The sequence below is a fragment of the Streptomyces sp. NPDC096339 genome (genome assembly GCF_044762985.1).
Classification (GTDB): domain Bacteria; phylum Actinomycetota; class Actinomycetes; order Streptomycetales; family Streptomycetaceae; genus Streptomyces.
Genome location: NZ_JBIWFI010000023.1, coordinates 108589 through 123909, shown reverse-complemented (window position 1 = coordinate 123909; position 15321 = coordinate 108589). Strand labels below are relative to the sequence as shown.

The following is a 15321-nucleotide window of genomic DNA, read 5'->3' as shown; positions in this document are numbered from 1 at the left end:
GGCGCTTTTTGGCGCGTTTTGTCGCTGGTCTATCACCGGCCCCCCCCCCCCCCCCCCACCCCCCCCCCCCCCCCCCGGGGGGGGCCCCCCCCCCCCCGGGGGGCCCCCCCCCCCCGCCGCCGTACGTGCGGGGAGCCGGTCAGGCACCCATCGCGTGCAGACCGCCGTCCACGTGGACGATCTCGCCGGTGGTCTTCGGGAACCAGTCCGAGAGCAGGGCCACGACGCCGCGGCCGGTGGGCTCCGGGTCGGTCATGTCCCACTCCAGCATGGAGCGGTGGTTCCAGGTGTCCGCCAGCTCGCCGAAGCCCGGGATGGACTTGGCGGCCATCGAGCCGAGGGGGCCGGCCGAGACCAGGTTGCAGCGGATGTTCTCCTTGCCCAGGTCGCGGGCGAGGTAGCGGCTGGTGGCCTCCAGCGCGGCCTTGGCCGGGCCCATCCAGTCGTACTGCGGCCAGGCGAACTGCGCGTCGAAGGTGAGGCCGACGATGGCCGCGCCCTCCGCCGGGAACAGCGGCTTGCAGGCCATGGTCAGCGACTTCAGCGAGAACGCCGAGACGTGCATGGCGGTCGCGACCGACTCGAACGGGGTGTTGAGGAAGTTGCCGCCGAGGGCGTCCTGCGGGGCGAAGCCGATCGAGTGGACGACGCCGTCGAGGCCGCCGAGCTCCTCGCGGACCAGGCCCTCCAGGCGGGCCAGGTGCTCCTCGTTGGTGACGTCGAGCTCGATCACCTTGACCGGCTTGGGCAGCTTCTTGGCGATGCGCTCGGTCAGTGACGGGCGCGGCCAGGCGGTGAGGATGACCTCGGCGCCCTGCTCCTGGGCCAGCTTGGCGGCGTGGAAGGCGATGGACGACTCCATCAGCACCCCGGTGATCAGGATGCGCTTGCCGTCGAGAATTCCGCTCATGGTGATCAGTGACCCATGCCCAATCCGCCGTCAACGGGAATGACGGCTCCGGTGATGTACGAGGCGGCGTCGGACGCCAGGAAGCTCACGGCCGCGGCGATCTCCTCGGGCTGCGCGTAGCGGCCCAGCGGCACCTGGCCCACGATGCCCGCGCGCTGCTCGTCGGTGAGCACCTTCGTCATGTCGGTGTCCACGAAACCGGGGGCGACCACGTTGAAGGTGATGTTGCGCGAGCCCAGCTCACGGGCGAGCGAGCGGGCGAAGCCCACGAGGGCGGCCTTGGAGGCGGCGTAGTTGGCCTGGCCCGCCGAGCCGAGCAGTCCGACGACCGAGGAGATCAGGACGACGCGGCCCTTCTTGGCCCGGAGCATGCCCCGGTTCGCGCGCTTGACCACCCGGAACGTGCCGGTGAGGTTGGTGTCGACGACCGCCGTGAAGTCCTCCTCGGACATGCGCATCAGCAGCGTGTCCTTGGTAATCCCGGCGTTGGCCACGAGCACCTCGACGGCGCCGTGCGCGTCCTCGATCTGCTTGTAGGCCTGCTCCACCTGCTCGGAGTCGGTGATGTCGCAGCGGACCGCCAGAACGCCGAGCGAGGTGAGCGCCTCCGGCGGCTCACCCGACCGGTACGTGATCGCGACCTTGTCTCCGGCCTCCGCGAAGGCTCGGGCGATGGCGAGGCCGATGCCCCGGTTACCTCCGGTGACGAGAACCGAGCGGCTCAACGGATCACCCTTTCGATAGCGGTCTGAATACCGAAAACCTATAGGTCCCATCCTCCGTACGGAGAATCGACCTCCGACAGGGCCTTGCGACGGGCTCTGTCGAGTCCCTACAGAAAGATGTAGGCACACGCGCCTCGATCGCGACATGATCGGGGCGACCGGCCCCGACCCCGGGAGGACTTCCGTGCCCCATTCCATCGATGCGGCCTTCACCGCGCTGCCCTTGCGGGCGCTCGCCGACGCGGCGCTCGCCCGGGCCCGTGCGCTGGGCTCCGAGCACGCCGACTTCCGGCTGGAGCGGATCCGCAGCGCCTCCTGGCGGCTGCGGGACGCCAAACCTTCCGGCGGGTCCGACACCACCGACCTCGGATACGCGGTACGCGTCGTGCACGGGGGCAGTTGGGGCTTCGCCTCCGGCGTGGACCTGACCATGGACGGCGCCGCCAAGGTGGCCTCGCAGGCCGTGGCCATGGCGAAGCTGTCGGCACAGGTGATCAAGGCCGCCGGTTCGGACGAACGGGTGGAGCTCGCCGAGGAGCCCGTGCACGCGGAGCGGACCTGGATCTCCGCCTACGACGTGAACCCCTTCGAGGTGCCGGACGCGGAGAAGACGGCGCTGCTCGCCGACTGGAGTTCGCGGCTGCTGGCGGCCGAGGGCGTCGCACACGTGGACGCCTCGCTGCTCGCCGTGCACGAGAACAAGTTCTACGCCGATACCGCCGGCACCGTGACCACGCAGCAGCGGGTGCGGATCCACCCGCAGCTCACCGCGGTCGCCGTCAACGCCTCCACCGGCGAGTTCGACTCGATGCGCACCATCGCCCCGCCCGCCGGCCGCGGCTGGGAGTACCTGACGGGTACCGGCTGGGACTGGAACGCCGAGCTGGAGGAGATCCCCGGCCTGCTCGCCGAGAAGATGCGGGCGCCGAGCGTGCAGGCCGGGCGCTACGACCTGGTCGTGGACCCGTCCAACCTGTGGCTGACCATCCACGAGTCCATCGGCCACGCCACCGAGCTCGACCGGGCACTGGGCTACGAGGCCGCGTACGCCGGGACCTCGTTCGCCACCTTCGACCAGCTCGGCAAGCTCAAGTACGGCTCGCCGATCATGAACGTGACCGGTGACCGCACCGCCGAGCACGGGCTGGCCACCATCGGGTACGACGACGAGGGCGTCGAGGCGCAGAGCTGGGACCTGGTCAAGGACGGCACCCTGGTCGGCTACCAGCTGGACCGCCGCATCGCGAAGCTGACCGGACTCGGCCGCTCCAACGGCTGCGCCTACGCCGACTCCCCCGGGCACGTGCCCGTGCAGCGCATGGCGAACGTGTCGCTCCGGCCGGATCCGGGCGGGCTGTCCACCGAGGACCTGATCGGCGGGGTGGAGCGCGGGATCTACGTGGTCGGCGACCGCTCCTGGTCGATCGACATGCAGCGGTACAACTTCCAGTTCACCGGGCAGCGGTTCTTCCGCATCGAGAACGGACGCCTGGCCGGGCAGCTGCGCGATGTCGCGTACCAGGCCACGACCACCGATTTCTGGGGCTCGATGGAGAAGGTCGGCGGCCCGCAGACCTACGTCCTGGGCGGTGCCTTCAACTGCGGCAAGGCCCAGCCGGGGCAGGTCGCGGCGGTCTCGCACGGCTGCCCGTCGGCGCTGTTCCGCGACGTGAACATCTTGAACACCACGCAGGAGGCCGGCCGATGAGCACGCTTTCGAACGGACGCAGCAAGCCCCACGAGATCGTCGAGCGGGCCCTGGAACTGTCCACCGCCGACGGCTGCGTGGTCATCGCCGACGAGGAGTCGAGCGCCAACCTGCGCTGGGCGGGCAACGCGCTGACCACGAACGGCGTCACCCGCGGCCGGACGCTGACCGTCATCGCCACGGTCGACGGCAAGGAGGGCACGGCCTCGGGGGTCGTTTCGCGCTCCGCCGTCACGGCGGCGGACCTGGAGCCGCTGGTGCGGGCCGCCGAGGCCGCCGCCCGCGCGGCCGGTCCCGCCGAGGACGCGCAGCCGCTGGTGACCGGAACCCCGGCCTCGCCGGACTTCACCGACGCCCCGGCCGAGACCTCCTCCGCGGTGTTCGCCGACTTCGCTCCGGCCCTCGGCGAGGCCTTCGCCCGGGCCCGGGCGGGCGGCCGGGAGCTGTACGGCTTCGCCAACCACGAGCTGGTCTCCACGTACGTCGGCACCTCGACGGGCCTGCGGCTGCGCCACGACCAGCCCAAGGGCACCCTGGAGCTCAACGCGAAGTCCCCCGCCGCCGACGGCCGGCCGCGTTCGGCCTGGGCCGGGCGCGCCACCCGCGACTTCAAGGACGTGGACCCGACCGCGCTCGACGCGGAGCTCGCCGTACGGCTGGGCTGGGCGGAGCGGAGGATCGACCTGCCCGCCGGGCGGTACGAGACCCTGCTGCCGCCCACGGCCGTGGCCGACCTGCTGATCTACCAGATGTGGTCGGCGGCGGCCCGGGACGCGGTCGAGGGCCGTACGGTCTTCTCCAAGCCCGGCGGCGGCACCCGGATCGGCGAGAAACTGTCCGAGCTGCCGCTGACCCTGCGCAGCGACCCGAACGCGCCGGGCTTGGAGTGCGCGCCGTTCGTGATCGCGCACAGCTCCGGGGACGACGCCTCGGTCTTCGACAACGGCCTGCCGGTGCCGGCGACCGAGTGGATCCGGGACGGCGAACTGACCCGGCTGACCACGACCCGGCACACCGCAGGACTGACCGGTCTGCCGGTCTCCCCCGCGTTCGGGAACCTCATCCTGGACGGGGGCGGGGAGAAGTCGCTGGACGAGATGGTGGCCACCACCGAGCGGGGTCTGCTGCTGACCTGCCTCTGGTACATCCGCGAGGTCGACCCGGCCACCCTGCTGCTCACGGGCCTGACCCGGGACGGCGTCTACCTGGTCGAGAACGGGCAGGTCGTCGGCGAGGTCAACAACTTCCGGTTCAACGAGTCCCCCGTCGATCTGCTGTCGCGGGCGACGGAGGCCGGGCGGACCGGCAAGACCCTGCCGCGCGAGTGGGGCGACTGGTTCACGCGGGCCTCGATGCCGCCTGTCCGCATCCCGGACTTCAACATGAGTTCGGTGAGCAAGGGCGTCTGACCGGCCTAGACTGATCTCTTGCAACTAAGTGTTGCAACTTCCCATCTCCGAAGGAGTCGAGAGATCGTGACGGACATCGTCGACGAACTGAAGTGGCGCGGGCTGTTCGCCCAGTCCACCGACGAAGAAGCGCTGCGCAAGGCGTTCGCGGACGGTCCTGTCACCTTCTATTGCGGCTATGACCCGACCGCGGCCTCCCTGCACGTCGGCCACCTGGTCCAGGTGCTCACGATGCGCCGGCTCCAGCTGGCCGGCAACAGGCCGCTGGCGCTGGTCGGCGGGGCCACCGGCCAGATCGGTGACCCGCGCCCGACCGCCGAGCGCACCCTGAACGACCCCGCGGTCATCGCGGAGTGGGTGAACCGGCTGCGTTCGCAGATCGAGCCGTTCCTGTCCTTCGAGGGCGAGAACGCCGCGGTCATGGTGAACAACCTGGACTGGACGGCGGGCATGTCCGCCATCGAGTTCCTGCGGGACATCGGCAAGCACTTCCGCGTCAACAAGATGCTGACGAAGGACTCGGTCGCCAAGCGACTGGAGTCCGACCAGGGCATCAGCTACACGGAGTTCAGCTACCAGCTGCTCCAGGGCATGGACTTCCTGGAGCTCTACCGGCGCCACGGCTGCACCCTCCAGCAGGGCGGCTCCGACCAGTGGGGCAACCTGACGGCCGGCCTCGACCTGATCCACCGGGTCGAGCCGGAGGCGCACGTCCACGCGCTGGCGACCCCGCTGATGGTCAAGGCGGACGGCACCAAGTTCGGCAAGACCGAGGGCGGCGCCGTCTGGCTCGACCCGGAGCTGACCACGCCGTACGCGTTCTACCAGTTCTGGCTGAACGTGGACGACCGCGACATCTCCACCTACATGCGGATCCTGTCCTTCCAGAGCCGTGAGGAACTGGAGGCGCTGGAGGCGCAGACCGCCGAGCGGCCGCAGGCGCGTGCCGCGCAGCGGGCGCTGGCCGAGGAGCTGACGACGCTGGTCCACGGCGCGGACCAGTGCGCCGCCGTGATCGCCGCGTCGAAGGCGCTGTTCGGTCAGGGCGACCTGGCGGAACTGGACGAGGCCACGCTGGCCGCGGCCCTGTCCGAGCTGCCGCGCGCCACGGTGGCGGAGCCGGGTCTGGTCGTCGACCTGCTCGCGGAGACGGGTCTGGTCGCGAGCAAGTCGGCCGGCCGCCGGACCGTGAAGGAGGGCGGCGCCTACGTGAACAACGTGAAGGTCACCGCCGAGGACGCGGTCCCCGCCAAGGAGGACCTGCTCCACGGGCGCTGGCTGGTGCTGCGCCGCGGCAAGAAGAACCTGGCCGCGGTCGAGGTCACCGGCGCCTGACGGCTGCCGAGGCGCGAACGACACGGCGGAGGGGCCGGTACGGACGAACAGTCCGTGCCGGCCCCTCCGCCGCGTTCCGGGACGCGCTCAGGTCGTCTGGCGCTTGCCGCCCCGGATCGACTTGTAGCCCATCTCGCCGAGGCCGACGATGAGGACGGCTCCCGCGAGTTGCAGCAGGTGGCGGGTCCAGTCGATGCCCCTGGTGTCGGCCACTCCGATCCACGTGGCGACCGCGTTGCCCAGGACCGAGCCGATGATGCCGAAGAGGGTGGTCAGCCAGAGGGGCTGGTGCTGCTTGCCCGGCAGGATGGCCTTGGCTATCAGGCCCAGCACGAAACCGACGATGATCGCCCACAACCAAGACATGTCCCGCCTCCTCCTGGCGCATTGTGCGCACGTGGGCCCAGTCTCGACCCGTTCGGCGTAGCTCGCATTTCGGGCGGCCCGTTCGGGCGAGCCGACGGGGTACCCGCTCTCCTCGCGGCCTCGGGCGCGGCGTACCGTGGGATGCGTCCGGACCGGGGAGCGTCCGGCGGGCGATCGGTGGTGGAGCGTGACAGGGACGAAGCGGCAGAAGCGGAACGGGACCGAGGTCTTCCGGATCACCGGGGCGCGCATGGCGCTCGCGGAGGACGTACGGGGCCGCCAGCGCAGATACGTCATCTCGATGGGCATCAGGACGCTGTCGGTCATCGCGACGGTGCTGTTGTGGAACGTTCAGCGCCCTGTGGCGATCGTGACGCTCGTGGCGGGGGCCCTGCTCCCCTACATCGCGGTGGTCATCGCCAACGCGGGGCGCGAGTCGACGCCCTCGCTGCCGTCCAACTTCATCCCGAGTCCCGTGCGGCCCGCGCTGGACGCGGGAAACCTCAGGAAAAGCTCAGATCAATCATGAAGTTCCGGTGCACCGCACCGGGTCCTGCGTGACATACTGCTCACGCGCTCCGCATCCCCCGTCGGAGCGACGGACCGACGCCGGGCAGCTCCCCCCGTGGCTGCTCGGCGTCGCCATTCCGTTCTAGGGTTGGGCCGTGACTTCCTCTGACTTCTCCGGCCCCGACGAAACCCCCACCTGTTCCGCCAAGGGCTGCCGCGACGCCGCCGTATGGGTCCTGGCGTGGAACAACCCCAAGCTGCACACGCCGGAGCGGCGCAAGACCTGGCTGGCGTGCGAGGAGCACCGCGAACACCTCTCCCAGTTCCTGGGGGTCCGCGGTTTCCTCAAGGACGTCGTGAAGCTCGACGAGTGGGTGCAGCCGGAAGGATCCGAGCGCCTCTAGCCCGCTCTGCCGCCCGGCCGCGCCGTGGCGCGGCGGCGGGTCAGCCGCCGATCGCCGACATCGGGCGGTCGGGCTGCGAGAAGGTCGGGAGGTCGAGGCCGGACCCGGCCTTCTTGCCCCACATCGCGACCTTCCAGAGCCGGGCGATCTCCTCGTCCGGGGCGCCCGAGCGCAGGGCCGCGCGCAGGTCCGATTCCTCGGTGGCGAAGAGGCACGTACGGACCTGGCCGTCGGCGGTGAGCCGCGTACGGTCGCAGGCTCCGCAGAACGGGCGGGTGACCGAGGCGATGACACCGACGGTGGCCGGGCCGCCGTCGACGACCCAGCGCTCGGCCGGGGCGGAGCCGCGCTCGTCGGCGCCTTCCTCGGTGAGCGTGAAGCGGGTGCGCAGGGACTGCAGGATGTCCCCGGCGGTGATCATGCCGTCGCGCTTCCAGCCGTGCTGGGCGTCGAGCGGCATCTGCTCGATGAAGCGGAGCTCGTACTCGTTCTCCACGGCCCAGGCCAGCAGGTCGGGGGCCTCGTCGTCGTTCAGCCCGGGCATCAGCACCGCGTTGACCTTGACGGGGGTGAGGCCGGCGTCACGGGCCGCGGCCATGCCCTCGATGACGTCCTTGTGCCGGTCACGGCGGGTGAGGGTCTTGAAGACCTCGGGCCGCAGCGTGTCCAGGGAAACGTTCACCCGGTCCAGGCCGGCCGCCTTCAGGGCCGTCGCGGTGCGCTTGAGGCCTATGCCGTTGGTGGTGAGGGACATCTTCGGGCGGGGCTCCAGGGCCGCGCACTGCTCGACGATCCCGACCAGGCCGGGGCGCAGCAGCGGCTCGCCGCCGGTGAAGCGGACCTCGGTGATCCCGAGCTGGGTGACCGCGATGCGGATCAGCCGGACGATCTCTTCGTCGGTGAGGAGGTCGGACTTGCCGAGCCACTGCAGGCCCTCTTCGGGCATGCAGTAGGTGCAGCGCAGGTTGCACCGGTCGGTGAGCGAGACCCGCAGGTCAGTGGCCACGCGGCCGTACGTGTCGAGAAGCACTGTTGGCCCCCTCCCCTGTCCGGAAGTAGAGGTACGCGCGACAGTCGATCTATCTCACGCGTTCTATTTCGAGACTACGGGACGTGTGTGTCGGGCAGAGCCACCCGAATGAACGAGACGTAACGTGGCCGCGTCGTAAAAAGGTACGACGCGGCCACGCTGGGTGTTCGTACGATCTCAGTGAGCCCCTGTTCCGGTGAGGGAGCGCACTTCCAGCTCGGCGAACTTCTGCGGGTCGGCCTGCTCCTTGGACAGGACGGTTCCCAGCCAGCCCAGCAGGAAGCCGAGCGGGATGGAGATGATGCCGGGGTTCTCCAGCGGGAACCAGTAGAAGTCGGCGTCCTTGAACATCGAGGTGGGCTTGCCGGAGACGACCGGCGAGAACAGCACCAGGCCGACCGCCGAGATCAGGCCGCCGTAGATCGACCAGAGCGCGCCCTGGGTGGTGAAGCGCTTCCAGAAGAGGCTGTAGAGGATCGTCGGCAGGTTGGCGGAGGCGGCGACCGCGAAGGCGAGGGCGACCAGGCCGGCGACGTTCATGTCGCGTGCGAGGGCCCCGAGGAAGATGGCGACGGCCCCGATGACCACGGTGGACCAGCGGGCGGCGCGCACCTCCTCCTTCTCGGTGGCCTGGCCCCTGCGGATGACGTTGACGTAGATGTCGTGCGCGAAGGAGGAGGAAGAGGCCAGGGTCAGGCCGGCGACCACGGCGAGGATGGTGGCGAAGGCGACGGCGGAGATCACGGCGAGCAGGATGGCGCCTCCGGTGGAGCCCGCGCCGCCTCCGATCTCCTGGGCGAGCAGCGGGGCCGCGGTGTTGCCCGCCTTGTTCGAGGCCAGGATGTCGGCGCGCTTGAGGAGGGCCGCGGCGCCGAAGCCGAGGGCGATGGTCATCAGGTAGAAGGCGCCGATGATGCCGATGGCCCAGTTCACCGACTTCCGGGCGGCCTTGGCGGTGGGCACGGTGTAGAAGCGGATCAGGATGTGCGGCAGGCCCGCGGTGCCCAGGACCAGGGCGAGGCCGAGCGAGATGAAGTCCAGCTTGGTGAGCGAGTCCTTGCCGTACTTGAGTCCGGGCTCCAGGAACTTCGCGCCCTGGCCGCTGTTCTCGGCCGCCTGGCCGAGCAGGGCGGAGATGTTGAAGTTGAACTTCACCAGCACCAGGAAGGTGATCAGCAGGGCGCCCGCGATCAGCAGGACCGCCTTGATCATCTGGACCCAGGTGGTGCCCTTCATGCCGCCGATGGTCACGTAGACGATCATCAGGACGCCGACCAGCGCGACCACGGCCACCTTGCCGCCGTCGCTGGTGATGCCGAGGAGCAGCGAGACGAGCACGCCCGCGCCGGCCATCTGGGCGAGCAGGTAGAAGATCGAGACGACGATGGTGGAGGTGCCGGCCGCGGTGCGGACGGGCCGCTGGCGCATCCGGTACGCGAGAACGTCGCCCATCGTGTAGCGGCCGGAGTTGCGCAGCGGCTCGGCGACGAGCAGCAGGGCGACCAGCCAGGCGACGAGGAAGCCGATGGAGTAGAGGAAGCCGTCGTAGCCGAAGAGGGAGATGGCTCCGGCGATGCCGAGGAAGGACGCGGCGGACATGTAGTCGCCGGAGATGGCCAGGCCGTTCTGGAAGCCGGTGAACTGGCGGCCGCCCGCGTAGAAGTCGGCGGCGTCCTTGGTCTGCCGGCCGGCCCAGATCGTGATGATCAGGGTGGCGACGACGAACAGGCCGAACAGGGTGATGATCAGCGGGCGGTGCTCACTGGCGCCCGTCGCGAGCGTGGTCGCGTGGAGCGTCGCGCTCATTCCCCGGCCTCCATCCGCGCCTTGATGGCCGAGGCCTTCGGGTCGAGCTGGGAAGCCGCGTGGCGCGAGTACAGCCAGGCGATGAGGAAGGTCGTCGCGAACTGGGCGAGGCCGAGGACGAGGGCGACGTTGACGTTGCCGAAGAGCTTGGTCCCCATGAAGCCGCCCGCGTAGTTGGACAGCAGCACGTAGAGCAGGTACCAGGCGATGAAGGCCACGGTGAGCGGGAAGGCGAAGGAGCGGTAGGAGCCGCGCAGTTCGGCGAACTCGGCGCTCTGCTGGACGCGTTCGAAGTCTTCGGCCGTGGGGCCCGGCAGTGGCGTTCCCGCGCTGCCCGGCGGCGGCGCTGCTTCGGTGGTCACGGGGGGCTCTCCTTGTGACGCGGGTGCTGGGGGGAAGACGGACAAAACAACCTCCGTGTGGGGGGACGGTGGTGCTGATCCCCCCTGTCAACGGCACGGACGGCGTGTCGCGACGGTTCAACACCCACTGATTCTTCGGGAACTGATTTCTCGAACTGATGGCGCAGAAGGGAACGAGAACGCTAGGTTCGCCTGTCATGAACCCGTCCGTCGCGACCGCGCACGGACGGCTTTTTCAAGGATGATCTGGAGAACCCATGGCTCATCTGGGATCCGGCCGTCGGCGTGCTCTCGCCGTACCGGTCGGCCTGGCGCTCACCGCCTCGCTCGCCTTCCTCCCCTCGGTCGCGGCCTCGGCCGCCCCGCTGGGCAACACGGCGGACACGGCCGCGGCTTCGAAGGCCGAGACCACCGGCCCCAAGCTGTCGTACGTGGCGAACCTGAACTCGTACGCCACGGTGAAGGCCGCGAAGAAGGCCATCGAGCGGGCCGGCGGAACGGTGGTGACGTCCTATGAGCAGATCGGCGTCATCGTCGCGCACTCGCAGAACCCGGACTTCGCCAAGACGCTGCGCGCCAACCGCGGCCTCTTCGTCTCGGTCGGCGCCACCCGTACGGCCCCCCTCCAGACGGTGCAGACCACCGAGGAGGGCTCCACGCAGCAGCTGAGCGCGGCGGACGCCGCGAAGGCGGCCGCGGCAGCCCAGGAGGGTCAGGAGCCGCTGGAGTCCAACCAGTGGGACCTGCGCGCGATCAAGGCCGATCAGGCTCACAAGATCAACGATGGCAGCCGGAACGTCACGGTGGGCGTCATCGACACGGGTGTCGACGACACCCACCCCGATCTGGCCCCGAACTTCTCCAAGGAGCAGTCGGCCAACTGTGTCGGTGGTGTCGCGGACACCACCGACGGCGCCTGGCGCCCGTACCCGGACGGCAGCGACCACGGCACGCACGTGGCCGGCACCATCGCGGCGGCGCGCAACAACGTCGGCGTCAGCGGTGTCGCGCCCGGCGTGAAGGTGGCCGGCATCAAGGTGAGCGAGCCCGGCACCAGCCTCTTCTTCACCGAGGCCGTCGTCTGCGGCTTCATGTTCGCCGCCGAGAAGGGGATCGAGGTGACCAACAACAGCTACTACGTCGACCCCTGGTACTTCAACTGCAAGACGGACGACGACCAGAAGGCGCTGGTGGAGGCCCTCACCCGGGCCAGCAAGTACGCCGAGCGCAAGGGCGTGCTCAACGTGGCCGCGGCCGGCAACGAGAACTGGGACCTGTCCGCCGACTCCATCGTCGACGACACCAGCCCGGACGACGCCACCCCGGTGCCGCGCACCATCGACCCGAAGGTCTGCCTGGACCTGCCCACCCAGCTCCCGGGCGTGGTCACCGTGTCCGCCACCGGCGACAAGGGCTTCCGCTCGTACTACTCCAGCTACGGCCTCGGGGTCGTGGACGTGGCCGCCCCCGGCGGCGACAAGTGGCAGGTCCCCGCCACCCCGGACGCCAACGGCCGCGTGCTGTCCACCCTCCCGGGCGGTGGCTACGGCTACAAGCAGGGCACCTCGATGGCCACCCCGCACGTGGCGGGCGTCGCGGCGCTCCTCAAGAGCGCCCACCCGTCGGCCACGCCCTCGCAGCTCCAGGCGATGCTGAAGGCCCAGGCCACGAAGACGGACTGCCCGACGCAGATATACGACGCCACGGGCGCGCTGATCAACGCGACCACCTGCCAGAGCAAGTGGGGCCAGACCGGCTACTACGGCTACGGCGTGGTCGACGCGCTCAAGGCCGTCAAGTAACCGGCCGAACCGGCCGAACCGGCTGAACCGGCTGAACCGGCTGAACCGGCTGAACCGGCTGAACCGGGAAGGGCCGGGCGGGGATCACCCCGCCCGGCCCTTCTCCATGTCCCGCCAGGGGGCGCGTCAGGGCTTGATCAGCACCTTGAGGGCGCTGCGGTCGTCCATCGCGCGGTAGCCGTCCGGCACCTCGTCCAGGGCGACCGCGCGGTCGAAGACGGGCGCCGGATCGATCGCGCCGGAGAGCACGTCCTCCAGCAGCTCCGGGATGTACGCGCGGACGGGGGCGACGCCGCCGCGCAGGGTGATGTTGCGGTCGAACATCACGCCGAGGTCGAGGCCGGTGCCGCTGCCGTGCGGGACGCCGACGTAGCCGATGGCCCCGCCGTCGCGGGTGATGTTCACGGCGGTGCGCATGGACTGCTCGGTGCCGACGGCCTCGATGACCGAGTGTGCGCCCTGGCCGCCGGTGAGCTCGCGGACGGCCGCCTCGGCCGCCTCGCCGCGCTCGGCGACGACGTCGGTGGCCCCGAAGAGCTTGGCGATGTCCGTACGGGCCTCGTGGCGGCCCAGTGCGATGATCCGGTCGGCGCCGAGGCGCTTGGCGGCGAGGACGCCGCACAGGCCGACCGCGCCGTCGCCGACGACGGCGACCGTGGAGCCCTTGCGCACCCCGGCGCCCAGCGCGGCGTGGTGGCCGGTGCCCATGACGTCGGAGAGCGCGAGCAGCCCGGTCAGCAGGTGGTCGTCGGAGACCGCGTCCGCGGGCAGCTTCACCAGGGTGCCGTCGGCGTGCGGGACCCGCACGGCCTCGCCCTGGCCGCCGTCGTGGCCGACCGAGCCCCAGAAGCCGCCGTGCACGCAGGAGGTGTACAGCCCCTCGGAGCAGTAGTCGCAGGTGCCGTCGGACCACATGAAGGGGGCGACGACCAGGTCGCCGGCCTTCAGGCCGGAGACGGCGGAGCCGGTCTCCTCGACGACACCGAGGAACTCGTGGCCGATGCGCTGGCCCGGCTGCCGCGCGGCCTCGCCTCGGTAGGCCCACAGGTCGCTGCCGCAGATGCAGGCGCGCAGGACGCGGACGACGGCGTCCTCGGGGCGCTGGATCGCAGCGTCGGGCACCTCCTCCACGCGGATGTCGTGTGGGGCGTGGATGACGGTGGCGCGCATGGTGGTGCAGTCCTCCGGCTCGGGGAAATGGTTGAGTCTTGTAAGACTCCCCCTACCGTACGCCTGCTTCCCGAGTGCTCTGGCCGGTGCTCTCGCCGTTGGTCGTGCGGGTGATCGCGCCGGTGGCCAGCAGGTACTGGGCCGCGACGTAAGTGGCCATGATCCAGAAGTCCGGCCGGGGCAGCTGCGGCCATTCGGCGACACCGGTGGCGATGAGGGTGTCGGAGAGCAGGAACAGCGCCCCGCCGATCCCGGCCCGCGGGCCCAGCGCGCTGGAGCGGTACGCCATGGCGGTGAGCAGCAGGCTGTAACCGGCGACCGGGATGCGCAGGTCCGCCGGGAGGTCGGCCCAGAGCATCGCGACGGTCCCGACGAGCGCGAGGGCGTACGCGCCCCCGAGCAGCGGGTTCGCGGCCCGCTTGCCGAAGAGCACGAGGTAGCAGACGTGCCCGACGGCGAAGGAACCCATGCCCACGAGGAAGGCCGGGTCGGCGTCGAAGAGCAGGGCGAGGTCCCCGCCCCAGCCGAACAGCAGGGCGGCGACCAGCAGCCGGGGCGCGCCGCGCGTGACGACGTACGCCACGAGCAGCGGCATCAGCAGCGGCTTGGCGATGACGTGGCCGAGGTGCCAGCCGGCGAGCAGCGAGCCGAGGTCGACGGCGGTGGCCACGGCGAAGCCGATGAGGGCGATGCGGCCGAGGCGGGCGTGGCGTACCGCCGGACGGTCCTGCCCGGCGGCCCAGGCCGGGACGGTGCGCGAGGGGGTCATGCCGCGGACTCCGACGCGGCGGGCCGCGGGGCGACCGCACCGGCACCGGCGGAGTCGGCCGGGACGGACGACGTCGCTCCGGCCGCGCCCGCTCCGGCCGCGCCCGCTCCGGCCACGGCCTGGGCCGGCTGCCAGCCGGGGCCGCGGAAGACCCGCCCGGCGCGCTCGCGCCAGCTGTCGGCGGCCCGTACGTCGCGGGCGATGGCGGCGTACTCGTGGGTGGCGACGCGCAGCGGGTTGTGGGTGTCGATGTTCTTGGTGAGCCCGTAGACGGGCCGCTCGGTCTCCCCGACCCAGGACCCGAACATCCGGTCCCAGACGATCAGGATGCCGCCGAAGTTGCGGTCCAGGTAGCCGCCCTGGGAGGCGTGGTGCACGCGGTGGTGGGAGGGGGTGTTGAAGACGTACTCGTAGGGGCGCGGCAGTTTCCCGATGCGCTCGGTGTGCACCCAGAACTGGTAGAGCAGGTTGATGCCGTAGCAGAACGGGATCGCGGCCGGGTGGACCCCGAGGGCGACCATCGGCAGGTAGAACCACCAGGTGGTCGCGCTGGTCCAGGGCTGGCGCAGAGCGGTGGTGAGGTTGAACCGCTTGCTGCTGTGGTGGACCACGTGGCAGGCCCACAGGATGCGGATGACGTGGTGGAGCCGGTGCTGCCAGTAGTAGAGGAAGTCCTGGACGAGGAGCATCAGCAGGGCGGTCCACCACAGGAACGGCACCCGCAGCGGGGTCAGTTCGTAGACGGCGGTGAAGACCGCGACGACCGGGATCTTCCAGAGCAGGTCGAAGCCGATGCTGCCGAGCCCCATGGTGACGCTCGTGACCGCGTCCTTGGCGTCGTAGCCGGCGGCGTCCTCGTCGGGATGGAGCCGGTAGCTGACCACCTCGATGACGGTGAGCAGCACGAAGGCGGGTATGGACCACAGCACGACATCGGGCAGGTTCGGCATGTGCGCACCATAGAGGCGGTCTCCGGGGTGCCGCTAGAGGTTGTTACCGATCGGTATCCATCGGG

15 protein-coding genes are annotated in these 15321 nt (G+C 70.5%); 6 read left to right on the top strand and 9 right to left on the bottom strand.

Annotation, left to right across the window (positions count from 1 at the left end; translation table 11 throughout):
- Positions 1-139 precede the first annotated feature (139 nt).
- Both fabI and fabG read right to left on the bottom strand, forming a co-directional pair.
- Positions 140-910, bottom strand: coding sequence for an enoyl-ACP reductase FabI (fabI, locus tag ACIQ5Y_RS26100; RefSeq protein ID WP_403885094.1), 771 nt, complete (start codon positions 908-910; stop codon positions 140-142).
- A 5-nt stretch (positions 911-915) separates the two neighbouring features.
- On the bottom strand, positions 916-1635 hold the full coding sequence (gene fabG, locus ACIQ5Y_RS26095) for a 3-oxoacyl-[acyl-carrier-protein] reductase (protein WP_384584324.1): 720 nt from the start codon (positions 1633-1635) through the stop codon (positions 916-918).
- A gap of 184 nt (positions 1636-1819) precedes the next feature.
- Here fabG and ACIQ5Y_RS26090 point away from each other — a divergent pair, with 184 nt between their 5' ends.
- The 3 genes from ACIQ5Y_RS26090 (at position 1820) to tyrS (ending at position 6087) form a co-directional block, all read left to right on the top strand.
- Positions 1820-3343 carry a TldD/PmbA family protein gene (locus tag ACIQ5Y_RS26090; RefSeq protein WP_403885091.1) on the top strand — a complete coding sequence of 508 codons (1524 nt, stop codon included), beginning with the start codon at positions 1820-1822 and terminating at the stop codon, positions 3341-3343.
- The gene (locus tag ACIQ5Y_RS26085) at positions 3340-4752 is read left to right on the top strand and encodes a metallopeptidase TldD-related protein (protein WP_403885088.1); all 1413 of its coding nucleotides are present in this window, start codon (positions 3340-3342) and stop codon (positions 4750-4752) included. The genes ACIQ5Y_RS26090 and ACIQ5Y_RS26085 overlap by 4 nt, the downstream gene beginning before the upstream one ends.
- Positions 4753-4818: 66 nt before the next feature.
- Complete coding sequence (gene tyrS / locus ACIQ5Y_RS26080; RefSeq protein ID WP_403885085.1) at positions 4819-6087, top strand: tyrosine--tRNA ligase; 1269 nt, start codon at positions 4819-4821, stop codon at positions 6085-6087.
- An 87-nt stretch (positions 6088-6174) separates the two neighbouring features.
- Here the strand turns inward: tyrS and ACIQ5Y_RS26075 are convergent, their stop codons facing one another.
- Entirely contained in the window at positions 6175-6453 is a 279-nt protein-coding gene (locus ACIQ5Y_RS26075; protein ID WP_403885082.1) for a GlsB/YeaQ/YmgE family stress response membrane protein, read from the bottom strand.
- A gap of 250 nt (positions 6454-6703) precedes the next feature.
- On the opposite strand from ACIQ5Y_RS26075, the gene ACIQ5Y_RS26070 reads away from it, so the two are divergent.
- On the top strand, positions 6704-6982 hold the full coding sequence (locus ACIQ5Y_RS26070; RefSeq protein ID WP_403885118.1) for a DUF3099 domain-containing protein: 279 nt from the start codon (positions 6704-6706) through the stop codon (positions 6980-6982).
- Positions 6983-7118: 136 nt separating this feature from the next.
- Positions 7119-7367, top strand: a complete 249-nt coding sequence (locus ACIQ5Y_RS26065; RefSeq protein WP_384584339.1) for a hypothetical protein — start codon at positions 7119-7121, stop codon at positions 7365-7367.
- 40 nt (positions 7368-7407) lie between these two features.
- Here the strand turns inward: ACIQ5Y_RS26065 and moaA are convergent, their stop codons facing one another.
- From moaA to ACIQ5Y_RS26050, 3 genes are all read right to left on the bottom strand, one after another.
- Complete coding sequence (moaA, locus tag ACIQ5Y_RS26060; RefSeq protein ID WP_403885078.1) at positions 7408-8397, bottom strand: GTP 3',8-cyclase MoaA; 990 nt, start codon at positions 8395-8397, stop codon at positions 7408-7410.
- Between the two features lie 177 nt (positions 8398-8574).
- Positions 8575-10203 carry a cation acetate symporter gene (locus ACIQ5Y_RS26055; RefSeq protein ID WP_403885075.1) on the bottom strand — a complete coding sequence of 543 codons (1629 nt, stop codon included), beginning with the start codon at positions 10201-10203 and terminating at the stop codon, positions 8575-8577.
- On the bottom strand, positions 10200-10565 hold the full coding sequence (locus ACIQ5Y_RS26050; RefSeq protein ID WP_403885072.1) for a DUF485 domain-containing protein: 366 nt from the start codon (positions 10563-10565) through the stop codon (positions 10200-10202). The genes ACIQ5Y_RS26055 and ACIQ5Y_RS26050 overlap by 4 nt, the downstream gene beginning before the upstream one ends.
- Positions 10566-10822: 257 nt before the next feature.
- Between ACIQ5Y_RS26050 and ACIQ5Y_RS26045 the strand changes: the two genes are divergently transcribed.
- Positions 10823-12367 carry a S8 family serine peptidase gene (locus ACIQ5Y_RS26045; protein ID WP_403885069.1) on the top strand — a complete coding sequence of 515 codons (1545 nt, stop codon included), beginning with the start codon at positions 10823-10825 and terminating at the stop codon, positions 12365-12367.
- Between the two features lie 126 nt (positions 12368-12493).
- Here ACIQ5Y_RS26045 and ACIQ5Y_RS26040 read toward each other — a convergent pair whose 3' ends face one another.
- The 3 genes from ACIQ5Y_RS26040 to ACIQ5Y_RS26030 are packed head-to-tail and all read right to left on the bottom strand — an operon-like array spanning position 12494 to position 15256.
- Positions 12494-13537: a zinc-dependent alcohol dehydrogenase family protein gene (locus ACIQ5Y_RS26040; RefSeq protein WP_403885066.1), complete on the bottom strand. Its 1044-nt coding sequence runs from the start codon at positions 13535-13537 to the stop codon at positions 12494-12496.
- Positions 13538-13589: 52 nt separating this feature from the next.
- Positions 13590-14306 (bottom strand): lysoplasmalogenase, encoded by a 717-nt coding sequence (locus tag ACIQ5Y_RS26035; RefSeq protein WP_403885063.1) that lies wholly within the window; start codon positions 14304-14306, stop codon positions 13590-13592.
- Positions 14303-15256, bottom strand: a complete 954-nt coding sequence (locus ACIQ5Y_RS26030) for a sterol desaturase family protein (RefSeq protein WP_403885059.1) — start codon at positions 15254-15256, stop codon at positions 14303-14305. The genes ACIQ5Y_RS26035 and ACIQ5Y_RS26030 overlap by 4 nt, the downstream gene beginning before the upstream one ends.
- Positions 15257-15321 lie beyond the last annotated feature (65 nt).